This is a genomic window from Streptosporangium sp. G12 (genome assembly GCF_052983175.1).
Map to the genome: position 1 here is coordinate 139,259 of NZ_JBRIQO010000003.1, position 21,539 is coordinate 160,797.

Below are 21,539 nucleotides of genomic sequence, written 5' to 3' on the forward strand. Positions count from 1 at the left end.
CGACAGTGCCCGAAGAGCTGGGGGTCGGCGTGCGTTCGCTCCAAAGAATCGGCAGGGATCTCAAGGCTCGGCAGCACATCGACGCGTACGCTCTCACGGTCGTCCTCTTCGCTTTCGCCTTTCTCTCGATCTTCGCTGAAAAGCTGGACGTCGACCTCAGATGGGCGGTCCTGTTCTCCGGAGTCGGATTGCTCCTCTACCGGATCACCCTGCCTGCGGAGCCGGCCGAGTCGCCGGCCGGCCTTCTGCACGACCGTTCCGTGTACGACGTGGTGCCGCTGTCGTCGTTGCTCGCCCAGGCGCGCGACGTGCGCGTTTTCGCGCCGTCCGCGGTAAACCTGCTGTCGGCGCAGACCTGCGAGCTCATGCGCAACACGGTGCTCGCGCGGGAACGGGGAAATGTCAGGATCGTCATTCTCGACCCCCTGGAGAAGGTGGCCGTGCGGCAGGCCGCGAAGCAGCTGGACGATTCGATCGAGTTTCCCGTGCAACGGCTCCCCGCCGCGCTGGACAGCACGATGGAACGCCTCCGGCTGATGAGCGGATGGAAAACGGCGGGCGAGTTCGAATACCGGCTGCTTTCCTACAACCCGGGATTCAGCCTCGTGCTCGTCGACCCGGAAACCCCCAGGGGCCGCGTCATCGTGGAGATCCACGGCTATCACAACGCGTCGACCTCCTCGCGCATGCACCTGGAGCTGACCCGAGGTCGCGACGAGCGCTGGTTCGCCTACTGGCTGAACCAGTTCGACCACATGTGGGAGGCGGCGAGGCGCGACGACGTCACGCCGTTCTCCGCAGGAGCTCCTCGGCCTGCTTGCGCAGATGCGGCGGAAGTCCAGGAGTGACCGTGCCGAGTGCCCGCGAGGCCAGTCTCTCCGCCGTCGCGGCCCCTCCCAGCAGGGCGTGGACGCGCGCGGCCCGCACCAGGACGGGACCGCTGTCGGACCCGTCGGCGAGCGCGTCGAGGATCTCCTGCTGGGCGGCGTCGAACCGCCGCTCCAGGGCGAGGGCCAGCGCCCTGGCGGCGATCGTGGACGGCCGCTGGTGCCTGCGGACGAGGTCCAGGTCGCGCAGGGCCTCCGCGGCCTTTCCCAGGTCGGCCAGGATCTCGCCGCGCAGCGCGAGCGCCTCGGCGGGGGGCTCGTCCGCGAGCGCCACGGCCCCGTTGAGCAGGGCGAGGGCGGCGCGCGGCTGTCCCAGGTGCCACAGGGCCTGCCCGAGCGCCAGATGCGCGGGCAGGTCGTTGGGAACCCAGGACAGGGCGGCGCGCAGCCGCTCGACAGCCCTGTCGTGGTGTCCCTGCGACAGCCAGAGCCGTCCCTCCCCGGTCAGCGCGGAGGCCACCCCGTTGAACCGCTGGAGCGTCGCGAACATGCCGGCCGCCTCCTCGAACCGGCTCAGCGCGCTCTCCGCCTCACCTTCCGCCGACGCCACCTCTCCCAGGATCAGCAGGGCTTCGGCGCGCACCCAGGTCTCGCCGCTCCCCGAGGCGCGGACGGCCTCCTCCGCGAGGCCGCGGGCCGTCTCCCAGCCCTGTCTGGCCAGGGCCAGCCTCGCGTCGTCGAGGTAGGCCGCCGGGTGCCGCGACTGGCGCACCGAGCCGATGAGGCGGTCGTGCTGCAGCTCGTACCAGCGGATTCCCAGCCGGTGCTCGCCCCGCAGGATGTGGGAGTCCTCCAGCGCCTTGGCGACGGCGTTCGGCATGCCGGCCGTCTCGTGCAGGCCCTCGTAGACGGTGTTGCGCGTCCCGTGCTCGGTGACGAAGGTCCTGCGCAACCAGGAGCGGATCTCGCTCGAGGTGACGCCGGACTCGGCCGAGACGCGCGCGAGCATCCGATCGCAGAAGCCGGTCAGGAACCGGTCGACGTTCACGTGCAGGTTCACGTGCTCCACGCTGATCTCCCGCAGGCCGGAGGGCAGCGACTCCCACAGCGCGGAGCAGACGACCTGCAGCTGGACCGGTTCGACGGTGTTCAGGGTCAGCGTGGTGGTCTGTCCCTCGTCGTTGGAGATCGGGACGGTGCGCAGGTCGTCGACGAGCCGTTCCGCGGCACCGGGGGCGAAGAGCCGGCCGGTGCCCTCGAGCGGCCTCGTGGTGGCGTCGAGCGCCGCTGCGCGGGTGAGCGGCAGCAGCTGGAACCGCGCCCGCGAGCCCCGGCCCAGCGGGCGCTCGTGCGGCAGGACGGAGGCCAGATACTCCTCGCGCAGCGACAGCAGCAGGTGGAGGCCGTCGTGGTCCTCCACCGCACTCGCCAGCTGGCGCAGGAGCCCGTGGCGTTCCTCCTCCAGGTCGAGCGGGCCGCCGAACAGCTCCTCCGCCTGGTCGACGGCGACCAGGACGGGGACGGGGTCGCCGTACCTGTCGACGCGTTCCGGGCGTTCCGCCAGGAGGTCCGAGACCGTCATCCCGGCCAGCGCGGGCAGCGGGCGGTCCGGCGCCCAGGCCGACAGCAGCGCCAGCACGTAGGGGTTGCCGGTCACCCTCGGGCGCAGTGCGGTGATGCCGCGGGGCGACACGCGGGCGACGGGCAGGACGTCGGCGCGCTCGGGCTCCACGCGCGGCAGGACACCCGCGTGGAGAAGGGACGTCTTGCCGACCCCCGACGCCCCGAACAGCACGGTGAGGCCCGTGGCCTGCCAGATGGTGGCGATGTCGCGGGCCTCGCGCTCCCGCCCGAAGAACAGCGCGTGCTCGCTCCGGTCGTAGGGGCGCAGCCCCACGTACGGCCGGATGGTCCCGTCACCGCCGCGCGTCGGGGTCGTCATGGCATCCGTCCCATTCTCCGCTGGAGTTCCGCGCAGAACTCCGAGGCGGTCCCCAGGAAGATCGAGATGTTCCAGCGGTCGAGATAGTGGGTGATGTAGCGTCTGGCCTTGTCCTCGGCGGCCTCGGCGGCCTTGGCGCCGCCCGCCGACCCGTTGACCTCGGGCATGAGCTGCACGCTCACATGCCGCCGCTTGTTGCTGCGGGGTGTGTTGCGCACCAGGCCGTGAAACAGCACCCGGAACGTCCAGTCCTGCAGGCTGTAGCCCACGAACAACAGCGGCCTGGTGGTCATCGCCCGCAGGATCGGGGTCGGCAGCGGGTGCCGCCCGTCGGTGGCGACGGCGTCCACCATGTTGACGAGGTACGTCAGGTAGTCGGCCTCGGTCAGTACCAGCGACGCGGGCTCCGCCCAGTTTCCGTGCAGATGGTAGACGACGGGCCGTTCCACCGTCGGCTCCGGCAGAAAGGGGGCCGCGGCCGGGTCGGTGTCCCACCAGGGGGAGACGGCCACGTGGGGCTCCTTGCCCTCCGCCCGCAACGCCTCGGCCAGGAAGTCGTCGTAGTTCGTCGTGAGGAACGTCGTCACCGGGAAACCGGCCAGCAGCCGGTGCGGCTCCCCGGGATCACCCGTGGGAGGCCGCCCGTGCGAGCGCAGGTGACCGCAGACCGTCTCCTTGAGGTCGACCGGATCGCGCACCACGGCCTCGCCGTACTGCATCACGCGGGCCAGGTCGCCCGCGTCGGTGAACGGATAGCCGTAGTGGAGGGCGTACCGGTTGCTGAGGACGGTGCCGGTGGGAAGGGTGCCGGCACAGGCTCCCGCTCCGAGAAAAGGGGCGCAGTCACCCCTGCCGAGCTGGTCGATCAAACGTTCCCAGTCGACATCGTCCACGTTTCCACCATCGCTGTTGACAAAGAGTGTCTGGCTTGTACTCCAATGTCGCACGCGAAAGCGCCAAAACCAAGGCTGTCATATAGTCGCGTTGAATCCGGCCACCGGTCCCGCGTCCAGCTCATCGACTATTCGACGTAATGCGAAGTCGAGGCTTGACTGGCCAATCCGATCGAGGTCGGCCAAACACAACCCGGTCACATCGATCAGGCCATTGCCGAAATCAGCGGTCGCCGGGGTGACTTCCTCGCCCATGCGGTCTCCTTCGTGCTCTTGGAGGGAATCCTCCTTGATTCTCCCTGCCTGCCGCTCGTTCACCTCGTCGTGTTCATGCCCAAGCGGGCACCCTTGGTAACGGGCGGTTCCGGAGAGGGTGTCTGGGGGTTTTGGGAAATATGAGAGGTTCGGCAGGCCGTCATGAGACTCTGCCCCCTTCGTTTATCCGCTTTGCCGCGTCGAACGTCTAGTCTGAACTCGAATCGGGCGAGCGGAGACCGTGACATGTCCATTTCTCAGTCGGGAATTTCCCGGATGCCGGGGCGCCAGCCCCAGATCTGGGGCAAGGTGCCCCAGCAGAACAAGAACTTCACCGGTCGCGAGGACCTGCTCGAAAAACTGCACAGCGGGGTCACGGCCGATGTGACCGCCGTCGTGCCCCACGCGCTGCACGGATTCGGCGGCGTCGGCAAGACCCATGTCGCGATCGAGTACGCCTACCGGTTTCGCCACGAGTACGAACTGGTCTGGTGGATCCCGGCGGACCAGCCCATGCTGGTGCGGTCCTCGCTGGCGGCCCTGGCGCCGCATCTGGGCCTGCCCTCCTCCGCGGTGACGGGGATCGAGGACGCGTCCGTGGCCGTGCTCGACGCGTTGCGGCGAGGGGAGCCGTACGCGAAATGGCTGTTGATCTTCGATAACGCCGAGCAGCCGGAGGACATCAACGAGATCGTCCCCCGCGGCCCGGGACACGTGCTGATCACCTCGCGCAACCATTCCTGGCAGGGAGTGGTGGACACGGTTCCCGTCGACGTCTTCAGCCGCGCCGAGAGCGTGGCGTTCCTCCGCAAGCGGTTGCCGGGAACGGTCAGCCCCGAAGACGCCAACCGGCTGGCCGAGGAACTGGGCGATCTCCCGCTGGCACTGGAGCAGGCCGGGGCACTCCAGGCCGAGACGGGCATGTCCATGGAGGAATATCTCCGGCTCCTCGAGGAGCAGACCACCCAGCTGCTCGACGCGAACAAGGCCTCCGACTATCCGCTCTCCATGACGGCCGCGTGGTCGCTCTCCGTGTCGCAACTCGAGGCGAAGCTGCCCGAGGCGGTGGAACTCCTGCGGTGCTGCGCGTTCTTCGGGCCGGAGCCCATCCCCCGCGACGTGTTCGGAGCCCTTCCCGAGGATTTCGCGGCCGAATCACACCTCCACGGGCTGCTCGCCAATCCGATCCTGCTGAGCAAGGCGATCAGGGAGCTGGGGCGTTACGCCCTGGCGCGCATCGACTCCGAGAGCCGGACCATGCAGGTGCACCGGCTGGTTCAGGCACTCCTGCGCGGTGAGCTGAGCGCGGAGAGGCACGTCGCCTTCCGCCGCGAGGTGCACGTCCTGCTGGCCGCGGCGGCACCGCCCTCCCCCGACAACAACGTCTTCTGGCCGCGCTACGCGGAGCTGCTGGACCACGTGATCCCCGCCAGGGTGGAGACGAGCGACGATCCCCGGATTCGCGGTTTCGCCCTTGACATCGTGCGTTACCTCTACTCGTCGGGGGGATACCAGCTGGCCAGCGACCTCGTCCGCCGTTTCATCGAGAGATGGCGGGCCGACAGCGGCGACGATGATCAGCACGTACTCTCGGCGCAGCGCCATCTCGGCGTCGTCCTGCGCGAACTCGGCGACTACCAGGCCTCGTACGAGCTCAACCAGGTCACCCTCGCGCGCATGCGCGCCCTGCTCGGCGAGGATCACCAGGAGACCCTCCTGCTGACCAACAGCCATGGCGGCGATCTTCGAACGCGAGGCGACTTCGCCGCCGCGTTGGAGCATGACGAGGAGTCGCTGCGCCGGCACGAGAGCGTCTTCGGGCCGGGGCACCGCCGGACACTGCGCGCCATGAACAACCTCTCCATCGACTACCTGCTGCTCGGCGACTACGCCCAGGCGCGCGTCCTGCAGGAGAAGGCGTACATCGTGCACAGCCTCCCGGAGTCGAGGTCGAGCAAGCAGGACGTCCTCGTGTCGTGGAACGGCCTCGCCCGCATCGTCCGGCTCAGGGGCGACTACTTCGAGGCGTGCGATCTCGGCGAGGACGCCTACGAGTTCGGTGTCCGGGAGCTGGGCGCGGACCATCCCTGGACCCTGCGCGCGGCGAAGGACCTCTCCATCGCCAAACGCCGGGCAGGTCTGGTCGACGAGGCCTTCGAGATCGCCCAGCGGACCTTCGACCGCGAGGAGCGCATCTTCGGCCGAGACCACCCCGACACGCTCGCGGCGGCCCTGTGCCTGGCCAACGCGCAGCGCACCAGGGGGGAGGTCGCCGAGGCGCTGGAACTGCTGCGGGACACCACGGACCGCTATCCGCGGATGTACGGCGACGATCATCCTTTCAAGTACGGATGCGACATGAACCTGGCCCTGCTGCTGCGCGTCAACGGTGAGATCGAGGAGGCGAAACGCCTTGATCGCGCATCCCTGGACGGCTTCGACCGCAAGCTGGGCAGGGAGCACCACTACTCCCTCACCTGCGTGATCAACCTCGCCAGCGACCTCGCCGCACAGGGTGACGCCGCCGAGGCCAGACGACTGGGCGAGGACACCCTGACCCAGCTGCGGCAGCTTCTGGGGGTGGCGCACCCGCTGACCCTCGCCTGTGCCGCGAACCTGGTCGTGGACCTGCGCGCCGAGGGCGTCTCCGAGAAGGCGGACGTGCTGGAGGAGGACACCTTCAAGCGTTACGGGCAGGTGCTCGGCAACGAACACCCCGACGTGAAGGTGGCGTTGAGAGGGGAGCGGCTCGACTTCGACTTCGACCCGCCCGCGCTCTGAGACTTCCGCCTGCCCCCTGAGACTTCGCCTGCCCCCCCGAGGCGGAGGGCTTCCCCGCCGGCTAGCCGTTGCGTTCGTGCCAGCGCGCGCGGTGCTCGTCGGCCCGTTCGCGGCCCAGGGTCTCGGCACGGGCCGGCACGCCCTCCCGCGACCAGTCGTCGAGCCGCCGTGCCATCCCGGCCGTGAAGGCCTCGCCTTCGGAGGTCAGCCGGCCGCTGCCGAGGAGGGTGCCGGTGACCAGGCGCGTCGCCTCGCGCCACCGGAAGAATTCCGCGCCCGCACGCACGGCCTCCTCTCCCGTCACCAGGTGACGGTGACGCCTCCAGAAGCCGGTCACCCCCAGGAAGGCGTACGCCCCCTGGAGCAGTCCCGGAACGGGGCGGGGATCCTCGCGCCAGGGGGCGTAGTGGCGGGAGCCGTCGTCGGGCAGGGTCAGGGGGACGATGTCGAGTAGGGCAGAGAGCTTCGCGTGCTGCGTCTCGTGGGTCAGCGTGATCGCGAGGGTGGAGGCGTCCGGCGGCGTCGACAGGGCCACGCAGCCGAAGGTCTCCCGCGAGGACGAGCTCGACTGGCCCCTGGCGGGCGCGGTCAGCGGCGTGAGAACCGTGATCGCCGTGGCCACCTCCTCGGCCACGATCCGGTGGTGGCGCACCAGCAGATCCCAGGCCTGGTGCAGCGTCGACTGCCATTGCTCCGTCTCGGCCTCGGTGAGACGCCCGCCGATGTTGGTCGTCTCCGGCATCCGGTAGGGGTCGAGGTCGTCGATGACCAGGTGGAGCGACATGCCGTCCGTCTCGCTGGACAGCGACCGCAGCCCCCTCCACCCCGGGGCGTCCCGGCGTGGGTCGCGGGGAATCCGGACGATGGTCCCGGCCGCCGCGATCTCGGTGTCGTCGGCGGCGCACTCGACCGTGACCGCCGAGACGGTCGGCGGCAGGATCGCCTGGCCCAGTGACGGCAGTGTGACCACTCCTTCCACCGCCGGCACGTCGATCTCACAGGTGGTGCCCGAACGGATGGCCGCGGCGGCGGCGAGTGCCGCGAGCTGTCCCGGAGCCGCGGCGCCGTCGCCGGCGTCGAGCATCTTGACCGTCCGGCGCGCCCAGGCGCCCACTGACGGGTGACGGAGGACGGCGTTGACGATCTCGGGGTGGCGGCGCTGGACGGTGGCGAGCAGGTCGTAGGCGCGGCGGGTGGCGGCGCCGTCGGGATGGCCACTCGCCCGTGCGGTCTCCAGCACCCCGCGTACGAGGAGGACGTGCTTGCTGTGCTGTGCCGCGGAGAGTTCGGCGACCGCGGTGGTGCCTCCACCGCCGCCGGCGAGTTCCGAGAACGTCCCGGCCGCGATCCGGTGCTCACGTAGGTGCATCGTGCCCTTCCCCTGCCGTTTCGATCGGGCCGAAAGGTCGGCTTCGACCGTTTTCTTGATGTGCCCGATGAGACGGAGGAGGTCGGGGGAGTAGACGGAGGGGTTGGCGAAACCGTGACCGGAGCGGTAGCGGTGGGCGTAGAGGCCCCCACCGCAGATCCGGGACACCGGGCACGCCCGGCAGGTGGGGGAGAGGGCCAGCTCGCCGATCTGGCGGGCGGCGATCGAGGGAAGCAGCAGGGCGTCGTCGAAGGAGTCGCGCGTCACGTGCAGCCCGGTTTCCGGGGCCCCCTGGTAGGCCGACTTCAGGAAGTCGGACTGCTCGATGCCGCCGTCCGTCTCCACGACCACCATGGCCGCCGGAGACAGGCCGATCTGCTCGCTCGACGACGAACCGCCGAGCAGCAGGTGGATGATCTCGCCGAACATCCGGACCAGGGTGGGCCGCCGCGGCGCGGCGTACCACCGGTCGAAGACCGGGATCAGCCAGTCGGCGTACGGCGTCGCCTCGGTGTCCGGGGCCCGGCCCGGAGGCGGCGCCGACCAGTTGCCGTGCGGGAGCAGGAAGTCGACGGCCGGCGGGTCGAAGTCGAGGAGCGCCTCGTAGGCCCCGATCGGGTCGTTTCTGAGGTCGACGGTGCACAGCAGGCCGTTGAAGAGGTGCCTGAAGGCGGGGGAGCCCAGCAGGCCGAGGGCGCGCAGGACGTCGGCGTGGCTTCCCTGGCCGTTGGCGCGGCGGCGGCCGCGGTCGTGCATCGTCTCGTCGCCGTCGAGGCTCACCCCGACCCGGACGCCCAGCTCGTCGAAGAGCCGCAGGTAGGGCAGGTCGAGCAGGGTGCCGTTCGTCTGCAGGCCGACCGCGGTCCTGGTGCCGGGGCCGACCGCCGAGCGGACCAGCGTGACGAGTTCGCGGATCGCGTCGTGACCGGCGAGCAGGGGCTCTCCCCCGTGCAGGATGAGCTCCACGTCGGCCAGGTTGTGGCGGTGGGCGTGCTGGGCGATTCTCGCGGCTGTGGCGGCGAAGATTTCCCGTGACATTTGTTTCGGTCGGCTCTGCCACGAGGAGTCAGCCATTTCGTACATGTAGCAATATTTGCAAGCAAGATCGCACCTGCTGTGGATCTTCAGGATGAACTGCCTGAACGGAGTCGGCCGCCAGCCACCTGCCATCAGCTCTCCGACATCGAGAGTCGACGGCCACTCGTGCATCGCTGATCAGCCCCCTGTTGAGACCACGTTATGTGACGCCCGAAAGATGTTTACACGATAGATGATGGCCGGTCGCCGTTCCAGGCTGAGGGGAAAACCAGTGATCATGTCGGGGAAGGGTACGTATTATCGAGGCTGAAACTTGACTATTGGGGCAAACTCATGCCAGATAGGGAATGGCGCAAGAGAGGTGTGCCACGTTTGCCTGAGAAACCTGACCCCATAATCCCCTCACCCCAGAGCGTCTTCCCCGCGACGCTCGATGTCGGGGAATTGCTGGACTCGGGGTGGCGGCCAGCGGCTTTCCGGCAGTTCATCCTGAAGATCCACAGCAGATGTGACCTCGCCTGCCGCCACTGCTACATCTACGAGATGGCGGACCAGTCCTGGAGGGCCCAGCCGCGGCGCATGTCGGAGGCGATCGTCGACTGCACGGCCAGGCGCATCGCCGAGCACGCTCTCGCCCACGAACTGGCCGAGGTCGAGGTCATCCTGCACGGAGGAGAGCCCCTGCTGGCCGGACCCGATCTCATCTCCCACGCCGTGCGCGCCATCAGGGGGGCCGCCGCCGACGTCGGGACCCGCGTCCGCGTCGGTGTGCAGACCAACGGGCTGCGCCTGGACGAGACCTATCTGCGGCTCTTCGACAGCCTGGAGATCCGCGTCGGGGTGAGCATGGACGGCTACGCCGAAGGCCACGACCGGCACAGGCGCTACGCGGACGGCAGGGGAAGCCACGCGATCGTCGCGGACTCGCTCCGCAGGCTGACCACCGGCCCCTTCCACCACCTGTTCAGCGGCCTGCTGTGCACCATCGACGTCCGCAACGATCCGCTGGCGACCTACGAGGCGCTCCTCGACTTCGACCCGCCGGCCGTCGACTTCCTGCTCCCGCACGGCAACTGGTCGACCCCGCCGCCGTACCGCCTCCCGGGGGCGGAGGCGACGCCGTACGCCGACTGGCTGATACCGATCTTCGACCGGTGGTACGGCTCGGCCGCCGACCAGACGGAGATCCGGCTGTTCCGCGAGATCATGCGCCTGCTGGCGGGAGGCGCCTCGCGCAGCGAGACGGTGGGACTCTCTCCCGCCCGGATGGCCGTCGTGGAGACCGACGGCAGCATCGAGCAGTCGGACATCCTGAAGTCCAGCTACCACGGGGCGGCCGCGACGCGCCTGCATCTGCTCCGCGACTCTTTCGACGCCGCGCTCAGGCACCCCGCCATGGCCGCCCGGCAGATCGGCGAGCTCGCGCTGGCTCCCGTCTGCCTGGCCTGCGACATCCGTTCGGTCTGCGGCGGCGGGTTGTACGCGCACAGGTACAGCGAGGCCGCTGGTTTCAAGGGGCCCTCGGTCTACTGTCCGGACCTCTACCGGCTGATCACCCACATTCGTACAAGCTTCGCGAGAGATGTCGCCCGGCTGAAGGGAAGTCGATGAGGCTCGGTTCGCAGGGAGTGTCCGGCACGACGGTTCTCACGCTGGCGGCCGGTGAGGGGGGAGCCGAGGCCGTGGCCGAGCTGAGCGCGGTCCAGCGCGTCAAGAACAGGCTGCTGGTACGCGGTGTCGCGACCGAGGCGCGATCGGCGGGGCACCCCGGCGCCGCCCTGGCGGCGCGTGCCTACGACCTCCTGGCGGACCTGGAGGGGGAGGCGGGCGAGGAGGTCGAGCGCGTGCTGCGCTACCCGGCGGTGGGGGCGTGGGCGTGGCGGACCTACCGGTCCCTGAGGAGCGGGAACGGCACGCGCGATGACCCCGCGCAACTGGGCGCGCTGGCCGCGGTGGCCGCGGTGCGGGCGCGGACCGCCTGCCGCGTCCGGCTGCCCGTCCGCGACGGCGCGATCATGCTGCCGTCCCTGGGGCGCCTCGTCCTGCCCGGCGGCGCGGGAGACGCGGCCGACGTCACGGTGAGGCCGGACGGGGACGGTGCCGAACTCGACGCCTGCGGCCTGACGGTCCGTGTCCACCCCTCCGGCGACCGGCCCGGCTGGCAGGCGCTGCACACGCTCCGGGTGACCACGGGATTCGACCTGGTCGTCGACGACCTCGACCCGTACCGGTGGTCGGCGGAGGATGTCATGGAGCCGCGACTGGGGCGCGAGCGGCTTCGCGCGTGGGAGACGCACACGCAGGAGGCATGGCGTGTCCTGGCCGCCCACCACGGGACCGTGGCGGAGGAGGTGAGCTCCGCGGTGTCGGTGCTCACCCCCGTCAAGGCGCCGGAGAGGGGACAGAACAGCGCCTCCTCGCGCGAGACGTTCGGGACCATCGCCATGTCGGACCCGTGGCACGGCGTGGGACTCGCCGCCACGTTCGCGCACGAGATCCAGCACGCCAAGCTCACCGCGCTGACCGAGGTGATCCCGCTGACCCTGCCGGACGACGGCAGGCGCTACTACGCGCCCTGGCGGGACGACCCGCGCCCCGTCTACGGCCTGCTGCAGGGGTCGTACGCCTATCTCGGGGTGGCGGAGTTCTGGCGGAGGCAGCACCGGTTCGAGCGGGACGAGGAGGCCTTCCGGGCGCGGGTGGAGCTCGCCCGCTGGAGACGGGCCGCCTACGCGGTCACCGGCACGCTGCTGGCCGGTGGGGGCCTGAACGAGCGCGGGGAGGAGTTCGTGGCCCGGATGAGGAAGACGCTGGAGGAGTGCGCCGCGGAACCGGTGGACGCCGCCGCGGAGAGCCAGGCCTTCCGCGAGGCGGAGCACCACCTCGACGCGTGGAAGAGGCGCAACCCCCGGTTCCGGGCGGACTAGACGGGGCGGATCGGTGGGCGGATCGGCGGTCAGATCGGCGGGGGGTCGAAGTCGCAGTCGATGCGGCGGCCCTCGCTCGCGAGGAGCGCGTCGGGGTGGCCGGCCTCCAGCGGGCGTTCGTACCGCCGCATCGTGTCCTCGTGCAGGATCTCGGCCTCCCGCTTCTCGCCGGCGGCCCTCAGGTCGAGGACGAGGTTGCTGGCGCAGGACAGGCTCAGGAAGTGGTTCTCGCCGAAGAGGGCCCGCAGCCGGGCGAGCGTCTCCCCGCCGAGCGCGCACGCCTGGGCGGCCTCTCCCATCGCCGCGAGATCCGCCTGGAGGCTGATGGCGCACGTCAGCGGGTAGTGGTGCTCCTGGCCGACCTTGGCGACCAGGCCCTTCACCGCCCGCTCGTTCAGGCGTCTGGCCGTCGCGACATCGCCTCGCAGGCGATGCAGGATCGCCAGGTTGCCGCCGCAGGCGAGGCTGTAGGGGTGCTCCTCGCCGAACACCCGGGGGTAGAGGGCGACCGTCCTGTCGGCCGTCGCGAACGCCTCGTCGAGGTCACCGACGGTTCGCAGGGCGTTGGAGAGGTTGATCGCGGCCGCCATCGTGTCGGGGTGCTCGTCCCCGAAGAGCCGCTGCAGGCGGGTGTGCGTGTCGCGCGCGAGGTCCAGCGCCTCGGCCACCTCTCCCGAGCGCCGCTTGGCGATGGACAGGTCCTTCGCCGTCAGCAGCGTGGCGTGATGGTCGAGTGTCAGCTCCTGGACGCCGTAGGCGTAGGCCTCCTCGCCCAGGTCGCACGCCTCGGTGTAGTCGCCGCAGAGCCGCACGGCCCTGGCCAGGCCGTTCCACGACAGCAGCAGAATGGTCCTGCCGATGCCCCCCACCGCGTCGCTCATCTCCAGGTACGTCTCCTGGTGCAGGCGTCGCGCCTGCGTGTAGTCGCTGGTGAGGGCGTAGTCGAGGGCCAGGTTGTTGAGCACGCGCAGGGTGGACGGATGGTCGGCGCCCCGGCTGGCGACGTGGGCCGCCCGGGACTCCTCGTCCAGTCTCCTGGCGGCGATGAAGTCGCCGCGCGCCCGCAGGGACGCCCCGTAGCCGTTGGTCGTCAGGAGCGTCTCGTCGTGGCCGGGGCCGAAGACCTCGCGCATGTCGTCGAGGGTCCGGTGGTCGGTCTCGTACGCTGCGGAGTACTGGCCGAGTCCTCGCAGCACGTTGCCCAGGTGCTTGTGCGCGACGAGCACGTCCGGATGCCTCGCCCCGCTGACCTCGGTCCACCTCTTGGCGAAGCTCTCAAGGAAGGCGCGGGCCGACTGGTAGTTGCCCGATATGTAGAGATAACGGGTGACGTTGAGGGCGAACTGCCTGACGGTGGGATCGGTGCACTCCTCCAGGCCGGAGGGGGTGACGTGGGCGACCAGCTCCTCGAAACGGCGCCACCTGGCGCTCTCGTCGGGATCGTTCGGGGCGCTGCCGGCCAGCAGCACGTGCACCTCGTGCCGGATCTCCGCCTGGTCCTCCTCCGGCAGGTCGTCGCGCAGGAGGGCCTGGATCAGGCGGTGGACCTGGATGGTGCGGGTGGCGGGCTCGATCCTGGCCAGCGCGAAGCGCCTCAGCTCGCTCAGCGCCGTGGCGAGCAGGATCGGATCGGACAGGATCTTGCCGAGCCGGGGGACGACGGCCTTGTTTCCCCTGCGGAAGACGTCGCGGGGAATGGGCTCGGGGCCGAAGAAGGCGCAGCACCGCAGGAGTGTGATGGCCTCGGGGAGGCGATCCTCCAGAAGCGACACCGACACCTTCCAGGCCGCCGTCATCGACAACGGGTATCCCGGCGCCCTGTTCGCCCCCAGCAGCCTGCTCGCCTGCTCGTCGAGCTGCTCCAGGTACTCGTCGACCGACATGCCGGTCTCGTACTGCAGCGCGCCGGCCTGCTCCAGGGCCAGGGGAAGGTCGCCGAGCTGCTCGGCCAGCCGCGAGGCGTCGCCGTCGGGGACCTCCCGGCGCAGGCGCTTCTTCAGGAACGCCACGCTCTCCTCGCGGGTGAAGACGTCGACCTGGAGGGTCTCGAAGTGGTCCTCCCACTTGGGGTTGCGCGAGGTGATCAGGACGTGGCCCGGCCCGCGCGGGATGAACTCCTGGACCTGCCCCGGTTCCTCGGCGTTGTCGAAGATCAGCAGCCAGCGCCGGTAGGGGGTGCCGCTCTGCAGCGTCCTGCGCACCGCCTCGGCGGCCTCCTCGACGCCGGTGGCCGAGGCCGGCGGCAGGCCCAGGTGGGGCGCCATCGCCGCCAGCGCGGACGGCACCAGCACGCGCTGGTCGGAGGGGATCCACCAGACGAGGTCGTAGTGCGACCGGTAGCGGTGGGCGTACTCGATGGCCAGGTGGGTCTTGCCGACACCGCCCCACCCCTGCAGCGCCTGGGGCTGGGGCACGACGGCGGTGACGGTGCTGATGCCCTGGCGGAGCTTGACGAGCATGTCGTCTCGCCCGGTGAAGTTCCTGTTGCGGGGGGGCACCTTCTCCCAGACCTCGGGCTGTCGTTCCGGCACCGTGTTCGCCGCGTGTGAAAGCTCCACCACCTCGGGCCTCCGCCTTTTTCTAGCCAAAGGGATCGTACGGTCATCCTAAAGGTTGATTCGAAGAGTGGGGTATTACAGAATCACATTGAGGAAAAACACGGCCCGGTGATTTTCGGAAGCGGTGTCGCATTACGCTTTTGGGACATCCGCAATCTCGGTCCGGGCCAGACCGGATGCGACGCGACACGAATGGGAGCACGCATGCGCGATGACAATTCAAGGTCGGACGGTCTCGTCGACCTTGAGGGCCTCTCCCTGGAGAGGCTCACGGAGGTCGACGAGGCCTGGCTGCGGAGGATGCTGGAGCCGCTGCTGCTGGAGACGGCGGAGCCGACGGCGGGATTCACGAGTTCGATCTGAGGAATCACCTTGCCGTTTCACGCGGGTTGCGGCAGAAAGGTGGTCGTGAATCATTCGTCCACTCCGGTCGCGTCGGCGATACGAGGGGTGCCTTCCCGCGCGGGGGGGATTGACCATGCCAATAGAGTCGTACGGCATCGAGTCCATGACCTGATTGGACCTCTTGTCCGTGAGGCGGTGCCCTGCGTGCACGACATGGGGGAGGCCGAGTGGGAGCGCCTGCTCGACCAGTTGAACAGCGGAGACTGCACGCCCTTTCTGGGATCCGGGGCGTGCGTGGGGACTCTGCCGACGGGGACGGCGCTGAGCCGCGACATGGCACGCCGATGGGACTATCCCTTCGAGGACGATCATGATCTCCCCCGGGTGACGCAGTTCGCGGTGATGAGATACGGGGATTCCGTATATGTGAAGAGGCGCATCTGCGACGAGCTCGATGCCGGGGGCGCGCCCGACTTCCTGGACCCCCTGGAGCCGCACGGCCTGCTCGCGAGCTTTCCGCTCCCGGTGTACCTGACGACGAACTACGACGACTTCATCCTGCGCTCGCTCGAAGCGGTGGGAAAAAGGCCGAACGTGGCCGTCTGCCCGTGGAACAAAGGGCTGGCCTACGCGGAGGAGCTGTTCAGCAGCGAGGCGGGCTGGAATCCCAGGCCCGATGCCCCGCTCATCTACCACCTGCACGGAAATCTGCAGGATCCGGCGTCGATCGTGCTGGCCGAGGACGACTACCTGGAGTTCCTCACCAACCTCGCGGTGGACGGCGTCGCGGGCGGCCAGCGGATGCTGCCCACCTCCATCCTCGCGGCGCTGACCAGGAGACCCCTGCTGTTCATCGGCTACAGCCTGCAGGACTGGACGTTCCGGGTGCTCTTCCACGGGCTGTTGAAAGCCGTTCCCGGGATCAACCGCCGCAGGCACGTGAGCGTCCAGCTCGCCCCTTCTCTCGCCAGCACGAAGGCGGACGTGCTGGAAGTCCAGCGCCAGCTGGCCAGATACTACGAAGACTGGCGGATCTCCATCTTCTGGGGGACGGCGGAGGAGTTCTGCCGTGAGCTGCGCCGGCGGATGGGACCGGTACCGTGACCCCTGACGCGAGCCCCGACCGAGACCGGATCGACGTGGACGGCCAGCCGTACGTCGGGCTGCGGGCCTTTCGCCGCGAGGACGGTTCCAAGTTCTTCGGCCGCGACAGGGAGGCCTGCGAGGTCTCCGACCTGTGGCAGGCCGGGCGCCTGACCGTGCTGTACGGGCCGTCCGGGGTGGGCAAGACCTCGCTGATCCAGGCCGGGGTGCTCCCGCTGCTGGACGCGGGCAGGACCGACATCCTGCCGATAGGCCGGGTGTCGCACGGCTCGCCCTTCCCGTCCGCCGCGCTCTCGCGGCACAACCCGCACGTGTTCGCGCTGCTGTCGTCGTGGTCCCCCTCGGAGACGCCCACCCGGCTGGCCGGGCTGACGATCCGCGAGTTCCTGAGCCGGCGCCCGCCCCGCCAGGACCCGTACGGTGACCCGGTCCTCACCCTGGCCGCGATCGACCAGGCGGAGGAGCTCTTCGGTGACTTCGCCCACCGCCAGCCGTACCGGGAGTGGTTCATCAGCCAGCTCGTCGAGGCGCTGGACGACGATCCGAACCTGCGCCTCCTCGTCTCGATCAGGGAGGACCACCTCGCCTCGATCCTCCCCCACGAGCCGAAACTGGCGGGCATGGCCAGGAACCGGTTCTCGCTGACCGCCCTCGACACGGCCGCCGCGGTCCGGGCGACCGAGGGGCCGCTGGAGGGGACGGGACGCTCGTTCGCCCCCGGCGCGGCGCGGGGCCTGGTGGACGACCTGCGCATGATCAGGGTCGGCAGGGCGCTCGGCGAGGAGGTCGTCGCCGACGCCAAGGCGGTCGAGCCCGTCCAACTGCAGGTCGTGTGCTCGGCCATGTGGCGCTCGCTGCCCGAGGACGTGCGGGTCATCTCCTCCGACCACGTCCGCAGGTTCGCCAACGCCGACCGGTCGCTCACCGACTTCTTCGAACGGATGATCGCCGAGGTGGCCCGCGACCACTTCGGCGATGACGTCGCCGAGCTCAGGAGCTGGCTGCGCCGCTGCCTGATCACCGAGCTCGGCACCCGCGAGGTCGTCTACCAGGGGGAGACCGTCACCGCGGGCATGCCGAACGCGGTGGTCAGGGCGCTGGTCGACCGCCACATCCTGCGCGAGGACATCAAGGCCGGCACGCGATGGTGCGAGTTGTCGCACGAGCGCCTCATCCAGCCGATCCTGCAGAACGACCACGTCGTCGTCGCGCGGGCCGAGAGCCGCTCCCTTCCCGACGACTACCTGCGGGCCGCCGAGCTCTCCTTCCGCGACGGGGAGTTCGCCCTGGCCGCGAAGCAGGCCGAGGAGGCGCTGGCGCGGTGCGGGGACAACACCAGGATGCGGGCGGAGATCGAGTCCTTCCTCGGCAACGTCGCGCACCGGCGGGAGGACTTCGAGAAGGCCGTCTTCCACTACCGCACCGCCGCGGTCCACTTCGAGACGCTGGGGGCGACCTCGGCCGTCGGCGGCCTTCTCGCCGGGGTCGGCCGGTTGCGGCTGGCCCAGGGACGCCCCTCGGCCGCGGTCCGGGAACTGTACTCGGCGATACGCCGGGTGCCCGACGACCCGAACATCGAGACCGAGCTCGCCTGGGCGCTCTGGTACGACGGCCATCCCGACGCTGCGCGCGACGTTCTCAACGACGTCCTGGGCAGGGAGGGGAACATCACCGAGGCGTTGCGAGCGCGGGGCGAGATCCTCGCCGGCCTCGGCCGGGCGGAGGCGGCGCTGCGTGACCTCGACCGGGTCCGGCCGCTGCAGTGGCCGTCCACCCGGGCCGCCCACGCTCTCGCGCTCGCCCTCCTGGGGCGTCTCCCCGAGGCGGAACGGGAGATCAGGGCCGTGCCGGCCGAGGCGGGAGATCACGGTCCGGCGTTGCTGTACGCCGCCCGGGTTCACGCCCTGGCCGGTGACGCCACGTCGGCGGCAGATCTGGCCCGGAGGGCGAGGGCGGCGCGAGCGCCCGGCCTGCCTGCCCATCTCGCGGCGGAAGCGGATCGGCTGCTCGCCCGGTCGTGAGCATCCGCGCGCCCACCTGGGCACCGGTCGCCCTGACCCTCCTGGCCGTCCCGGCGAGACCCAGCCGCGCGTGGAGACGCAGCAGTGACGCGAACGTCACCACTGTGGCGATGACGAACATCACGAAGGTCAGGATGACGGCCGCCACCCGGATACCGAACACGGCGACCAGGATCCCGCCGAGCGGGGCGGCGACGCACACGGCGCCGTGCGCGACGAGCCGGTGTACGCTCATCACCCGCCCGAGCTTGCCCTGGTCGACGGTGTCGACCTCGAAGGTCCTGATGGCCACGTTGCTGAGCGCCCCGGTGCACCCGGTCAGCAGTATCGCGAGCCCGAAGAAGAGCGGGCCCTCCCCGTACGCCGCGATGAGGAGCGCCAGCACCCATATCCACAGCTGGGCGAAGAGCGTGAAGTTTCTCGGCTCGAGCCTGAGGTAGGGGGCCAGGCCCGATCCCGCCACACCGCCCATGCCCCCGGCGGCCAGGACCAGGCCGACCTGGTACGAGGGCAGGTTCGCCGACCCGGCAATGAAGATCATGATGAGTGCGTTGATCATCAGGTTGGTGACCATGGTCAGGGCCATGGCCTTGCGCAGGAACGGGTGCCGGGAGAGTTCCTTGAAGCCGTCGGCTATCTCCCGCAGCAGGTGCCGTCCCGCCAGGCTCCGCACCCCGGCCACCAGCTCGCGGAGCGCGTGCGACAGCGGCCGGCCCTTCCCCTTCCCGGCCGCCACGCTGAGGGGAGAGAGGAGGGCGAGGAAGAACAGCGCCGCGTTCACCGCGAAGGACATCGCGTGCATGACCCCGAAGAGCCATCCTCCGAGCGGCCTGCCGGCCAGCACCGCGATGTGTGAGATCGTCTCGCTCCTGGCCATCACGATGGAGGCCTGGTTCCTCGGGACGAGGGACGAGATCAGCGCGGTCTCCGCCAGTGAGTAGACCACCCACAGCGTGCCTTCGAGGAAGGCCGCCACCAGGAGGTGGGGCAGCGACGGACGGCCGAGGACGAGGGCGAGGAAGACGCTGAGGACGGTCAGTCCTCGCAGGGTCTCGGTGAGGAGCATGAGCGAACGCGGATCCACCCGGTCCGCCAGGACACCCGCCGGAATGTAGAAGACCAGGATCGGGAAGGTCAGGGCGAAACTGGTCCAGCCCGCCTGCACCGGAGAACCGGTCAGTGCCAATGCCAGGAGGGGATAGGCGACGCTCACGGCTCGTGACCCCACGGTCGAGAACGTCATCCCCAGCCAGACGCGGGCGATTCTTATCATCGGCTAGCTCGACGTCGCTCTCTGATCCCGGGCCCTGGTGCGACCTGGTCGCCCACCGTCCCCGTCCGCGTTCTAGGGAACACCTCACAAGGCAATTCAGGGAGAGAGCTATACAGACTCCCGTTGTTAGGCGAACGATGACAATTTCTTGACAAGAAGCCGCAGGAATCGGCAACAGTGCGAGCCTGTCCGGCAAAACAGGTCACACTGGTGTTACCAAGTCACTTGAGTCCCAAGAGCATAGCGCCGAAAAAGAGCAGCCGGGAATGGTCGGCCATTTCCGCGTCTGGAAAGCGGCATTCGGAAGTCGCCGCCGGAAACCTCGCCCCGGTGGTCACCGCCGCCCGGCGTCGGAGCGATTCAGGCCGGTCGCCCGGCGCCCGGACCACTCGTGGCGTTCCCGGCCACATCCTCGCGGCTCGCCCTCCGGCGCGGACCTGTCCCCTTCCCCCGGACCGTGGAAACGGTCCTGAGGGAAAGGGGCCGGAATCACGCGGGCAGCTGGGCGTCCAGGCGGTAGCCGTCCACGGTGACGTAGACCTGGTCGCCCGGGCGGGCGTTCAGGCGCATCAGGACAGGCTGCAGGGAGTCGAAGACGGGATGGTCCCGCCAGACCAGGACCACCGCGTTGTCGCCGGGGCCGGTGACCGACAGCAGCGTGCCGGGACGCATGCCCAGCTGGGTGGCGTACCCCTCGGGCACGGCCACCGGGCCGCCCCGCAGGTGGTCGCTGGTCACCTCGATGCGCTGCCAGCGGGTCGGGTCGGACGACGGGCTCGCGGGCGGGTGCAGCGGGACCCGCTGGCTGGTGATCAGATGCGGCCTGGAGTTCCCGCTCGCCAGGGCCGACAGTGTGGCCAGGGCGGCGCGGGGATCGATGGCACCGGTGTTCACCTGAGGGATCGGCTGCCCGCCACGGTGGTGGTGGTGGCCGTTCGCCCCCGGGGTGCGGCGCGGCAGCTGCCTGACCGCCTCGGTGGCGCTCTCCTGGGGGGCCGCCTCCTGCGTGGCGCTCGCGGCGAGGGCGTCCAGCCAGGCCTGGACCGAGTGGGACCGGATGCCGAGCTGGTGCTCCATGAGCCTGAGCGCGTCGCTGTCGATCGGTTTGCCCGCCAGGAGCTGACGGGTCCGTTCGCGCAGGCCGCCCAGGTCGCCCACGACGAGCCAGTCGTCCTGGAGCCGCCGGTCGGGCATGAGCGTGACCAGCACCCTCCACAACGGGGTCCGCAGGGTGGGGACCTCGATCGGGTGCGCGGGGTCGGCGCCGATGAGCTGGTCCTTGGTGGCGGCGGAGCCCAGCCACTCGGTCAGCCCGAACATGTGCCCGGTGAGCGGCGCGGACTCCGAGGAGCGCAGCCAGAGCAGGATGCGTTCCTCGGCGGCGCGCTGGGCCGCCGAGAGCGCGTCGCGGTCGGCGTTCAGCTTGTGCGCGAGCGCGCGCAGGCTGATCGGGTCGACCGCGAAGAGCCGTTCGACGGCGACCGCGCGCTCCAGCGGGCTCCAGTCCCTGAACATGTTGTCGACCAGGCGGACCAGCGGGTAGTCGCTGAGAAGGGCCTGCGGGCCGGGAGCGACCGGCTCCGGTGCGGCCGGTTCGGGGACCGGCGCCTGCCGCTGCTCCTGCGGTGACGGTGGCGCCGACGGTGGCGCCGACGGCTGGGCGGGGATCTGCGGCGCGGGTGTCTGCGCCGGGTTCTGGACCCGCTCCTGGAGCGGGACCTGCGCGTGGACGGGGGCCGGCGCGGCGTGCTCGGCGATCCCCGGGATGCGGCTGAGCACCTCGCGGAACACGGCGGTGACCACGATCTCGGGGGAGGACGTCGCGGGCCCGCTCAGGTCTCCCGCGGTCAGGCGGCGCAGGCGGTTCCAGCCGCCCAGGCCGGCGATGGCCGAGCGCGCGGGCTCCGGCCAGCCGGGCAGGGTCGGGTCGACCGTGTGGACGTGCAGCGCGGGCAGCACGTCGCTCAACGGCAGATGGTCCCAGCGTGACAGCGATAGCCGGGCCAGCCGGTCGCAGACCCAGTCGAGCCCCGCGGCGCCGAGGGCCTTGGGCAAGGTGACCGACGACCACCAGCCGGCGGGCAGCCGGGGGTCGGCCAGGGCTTCGGCGACCTGCTGGGGGCGGCTCCAGCGCAGGGCCGGGACCAGATCACTCAGGCAGATCGATGACTCGGCATCCATCGGCGGACCGTAACCTCCCCAAAGT

The 21,539-nt window shown here is 70.0% G+C and carries 13 protein-coding genes and 1 pseudogene; 7 read left to right on the top strand and 7 right to left on the bottom strand.

Going from position 1 to position 21,539, the window contains the following annotated elements; all coding sequences use genetic code 11:
* Positions 1-5: 5 nt before the first annotated feature.
* Complete coding sequence (locus ACVCAG_RS05740; protein ID WP_440082319.1) at positions 6-848, top strand: hypothetical protein; 843 nt, start codon at positions 6-8, stop codon at positions 846-848.
* On the opposite strand, the gene ACVCAG_RS05745 is transcribed toward ACVCAG_RS05740, so the two are convergent.
* From ACVCAG_RS05745 to ACVCAG_RS05755, 3 genes are all read right to left on the bottom strand, one after another.
* Positions 784-2,769 (bottom strand): nSTAND1 domain-containing NTPase, encoded by a 1,986-nt coding sequence (locus ACVCAG_RS05745; RefSeq protein ID WP_440082320.1) that lies wholly within the window; start codon positions 2,767-2,769, stop codon positions 784-786. The genes ACVCAG_RS05740 and ACVCAG_RS05745 overlap by 65 nt on opposite strands.
* Positions 2,766-3,662, bottom strand: coding sequence for an SIR2 family protein (locus ACVCAG_RS05750; RefSeq protein WP_440082322.1), 897 nt, complete (start codon positions 3,660-3,662; stop codon positions 2,766-2,768). The genes ACVCAG_RS05745 and ACVCAG_RS05750 overlap by 4 nt, the downstream gene beginning before the upstream one ends.
* A gap of 78 nt (positions 3,663-3,740) precedes the next feature.
* Positions 3,741-3,917, bottom strand: a complete 177-nt coding sequence (locus ACVCAG_RS05755) for a hypothetical protein (protein ID WP_440082323.1) — start codon at positions 3,915-3,917, stop codon at positions 3,741-3,743.
* 246 nt (positions 3,918-4,163) lie between these two features.
* On the opposite strand from ACVCAG_RS05755, the gene fxsT (ACVCAG_RS05760) reads away from it, so the two are divergent.
* Positions 4,164-6,698, top strand: a complete 2,535-nt coding sequence (gene fxsT / locus ACVCAG_RS05760; protein ID WP_440082324.1) for an FxSxx-COOH system tetratricopeptide repeat protein — start codon at positions 4,164-4,166, stop codon at positions 6,696-6,698.
* Between the two features lie 61 nt (positions 6,699-6,759).
* Here the strand turns inward: fxsT (ACVCAG_RS05760) and ACVCAG_RS05765 are convergent, their stop codons facing one another.
* A complete protein-coding gene (locus ACVCAG_RS05765; protein ID WP_440082326.1) occupies positions 6,760-9,276 on the bottom strand; it encodes an FxsB family cyclophane-forming radical SAM/SPASM peptide maturase in 2,517 nt (838 codons plus the stop codon).
* Positions 9,277-9,477: 201 nt separating this feature from the next.
* Between ACVCAG_RS05765 and ACVCAG_RS05770 the strand changes: the two genes are divergently transcribed.
* Entirely contained in the window at positions 9,478-10,716 is a 1,239-nt protein-coding gene (locus ACVCAG_RS05770) for an FxsB family cyclophane-forming radical SAM/SPASM peptide maturase (RefSeq protein WP_440082327.1), read from the top strand.
* Entirely contained in the window at positions 10,713-12,032 is a 1,320-nt protein-coding gene (locus tag ACVCAG_RS05775; RefSeq protein WP_440082328.1) for an HEXXH motif domain-containing protein, read from the top strand. Before ACVCAG_RS05770 ends, ACVCAG_RS05775 begins: the two co-directional genes overlap by 4 nt.
* Positions 12,033-12,061: 29 nt before the next feature.
* On the opposite strand, the gene fxsT (ACVCAG_RS05780) is transcribed toward ACVCAG_RS05775, so the two are convergent.
* Positions 12,062-14,593: an FxSxx-COOH system tetratricopeptide repeat protein gene (gene fxsT, locus ACVCAG_RS05780; protein WP_440082329.1), complete on the bottom strand. Its 2,532-nt coding sequence runs from the start codon at positions 14,591-14,593 to the stop codon at positions 12,062-12,064.
* 201 nt (positions 14,594-14,794) lie between these two features.
* Between fxsT (ACVCAG_RS05780) and ACVCAG_RS05785 the strand changes: the two genes are divergently transcribed.
* The 3 genes from ACVCAG_RS05785 (at position 14,795) to ACVCAG_RS05795 (ending at position 18,060) form a co-directional block, all read left to right on the top strand.
* The gene (locus tag ACVCAG_RS05785; protein WP_362693074.1) at positions 14,795-14,953 is read left to right on the top strand and encodes a hypothetical protein; all 159 of its coding nucleotides are present in this window, start codon (positions 14,795-14,797) and stop codon (positions 14,951-14,953) included.
* A 195-nt stretch (positions 14,954-15,148) separates the two neighbouring features.
* Positions 15,149-16,039: an SIR2 family protein gene (locus ACVCAG_RS05790; RefSeq protein WP_440082563.1), complete on the top strand. Its 891-nt coding sequence runs from the start codon at positions 15,149-15,151 to the stop codon at positions 16,037-16,039.
* The gene (locus ACVCAG_RS05795; RefSeq protein WP_440082331.1) at positions 16,036-18,060 is read left to right on the top strand and encodes an nSTAND1 domain-containing NTPase; all 2,025 of its coding nucleotides are present in this window, start codon (positions 16,036-16,038) and stop codon (positions 18,058-18,060) included. The genes ACVCAG_RS05790 and ACVCAG_RS05795 overlap by 4 nt, the downstream gene beginning before the upstream one ends.
* Positions 18,061-18,154: 94 nt before the next feature.
* On the opposite strand, the pseudogene ACVCAG_RS05800 reads toward ACVCAG_RS05795, so the two are convergent.
* Both ACVCAG_RS05800 and ACVCAG_RS05805 read right to left on the bottom strand, forming a co-directional pair.
* Positions 18,155-19,333: pseudogene (locus tag ACVCAG_RS05800) on the bottom strand (MFS transporter); the annotation flags it as partial.
* Between the two features lie 489 nt (positions 19,334-19,822).
* On the bottom strand, positions 19,823-21,514 hold the full coding sequence (locus tag ACVCAG_RS05805) for a hypothetical protein (RefSeq protein WP_447189566.1): 1,692 nt from the start codon (positions 21,512-21,514) through the stop codon (positions 19,823-19,825).
* Positions 21,515-21,539 lie beyond the last annotated feature (25 nt).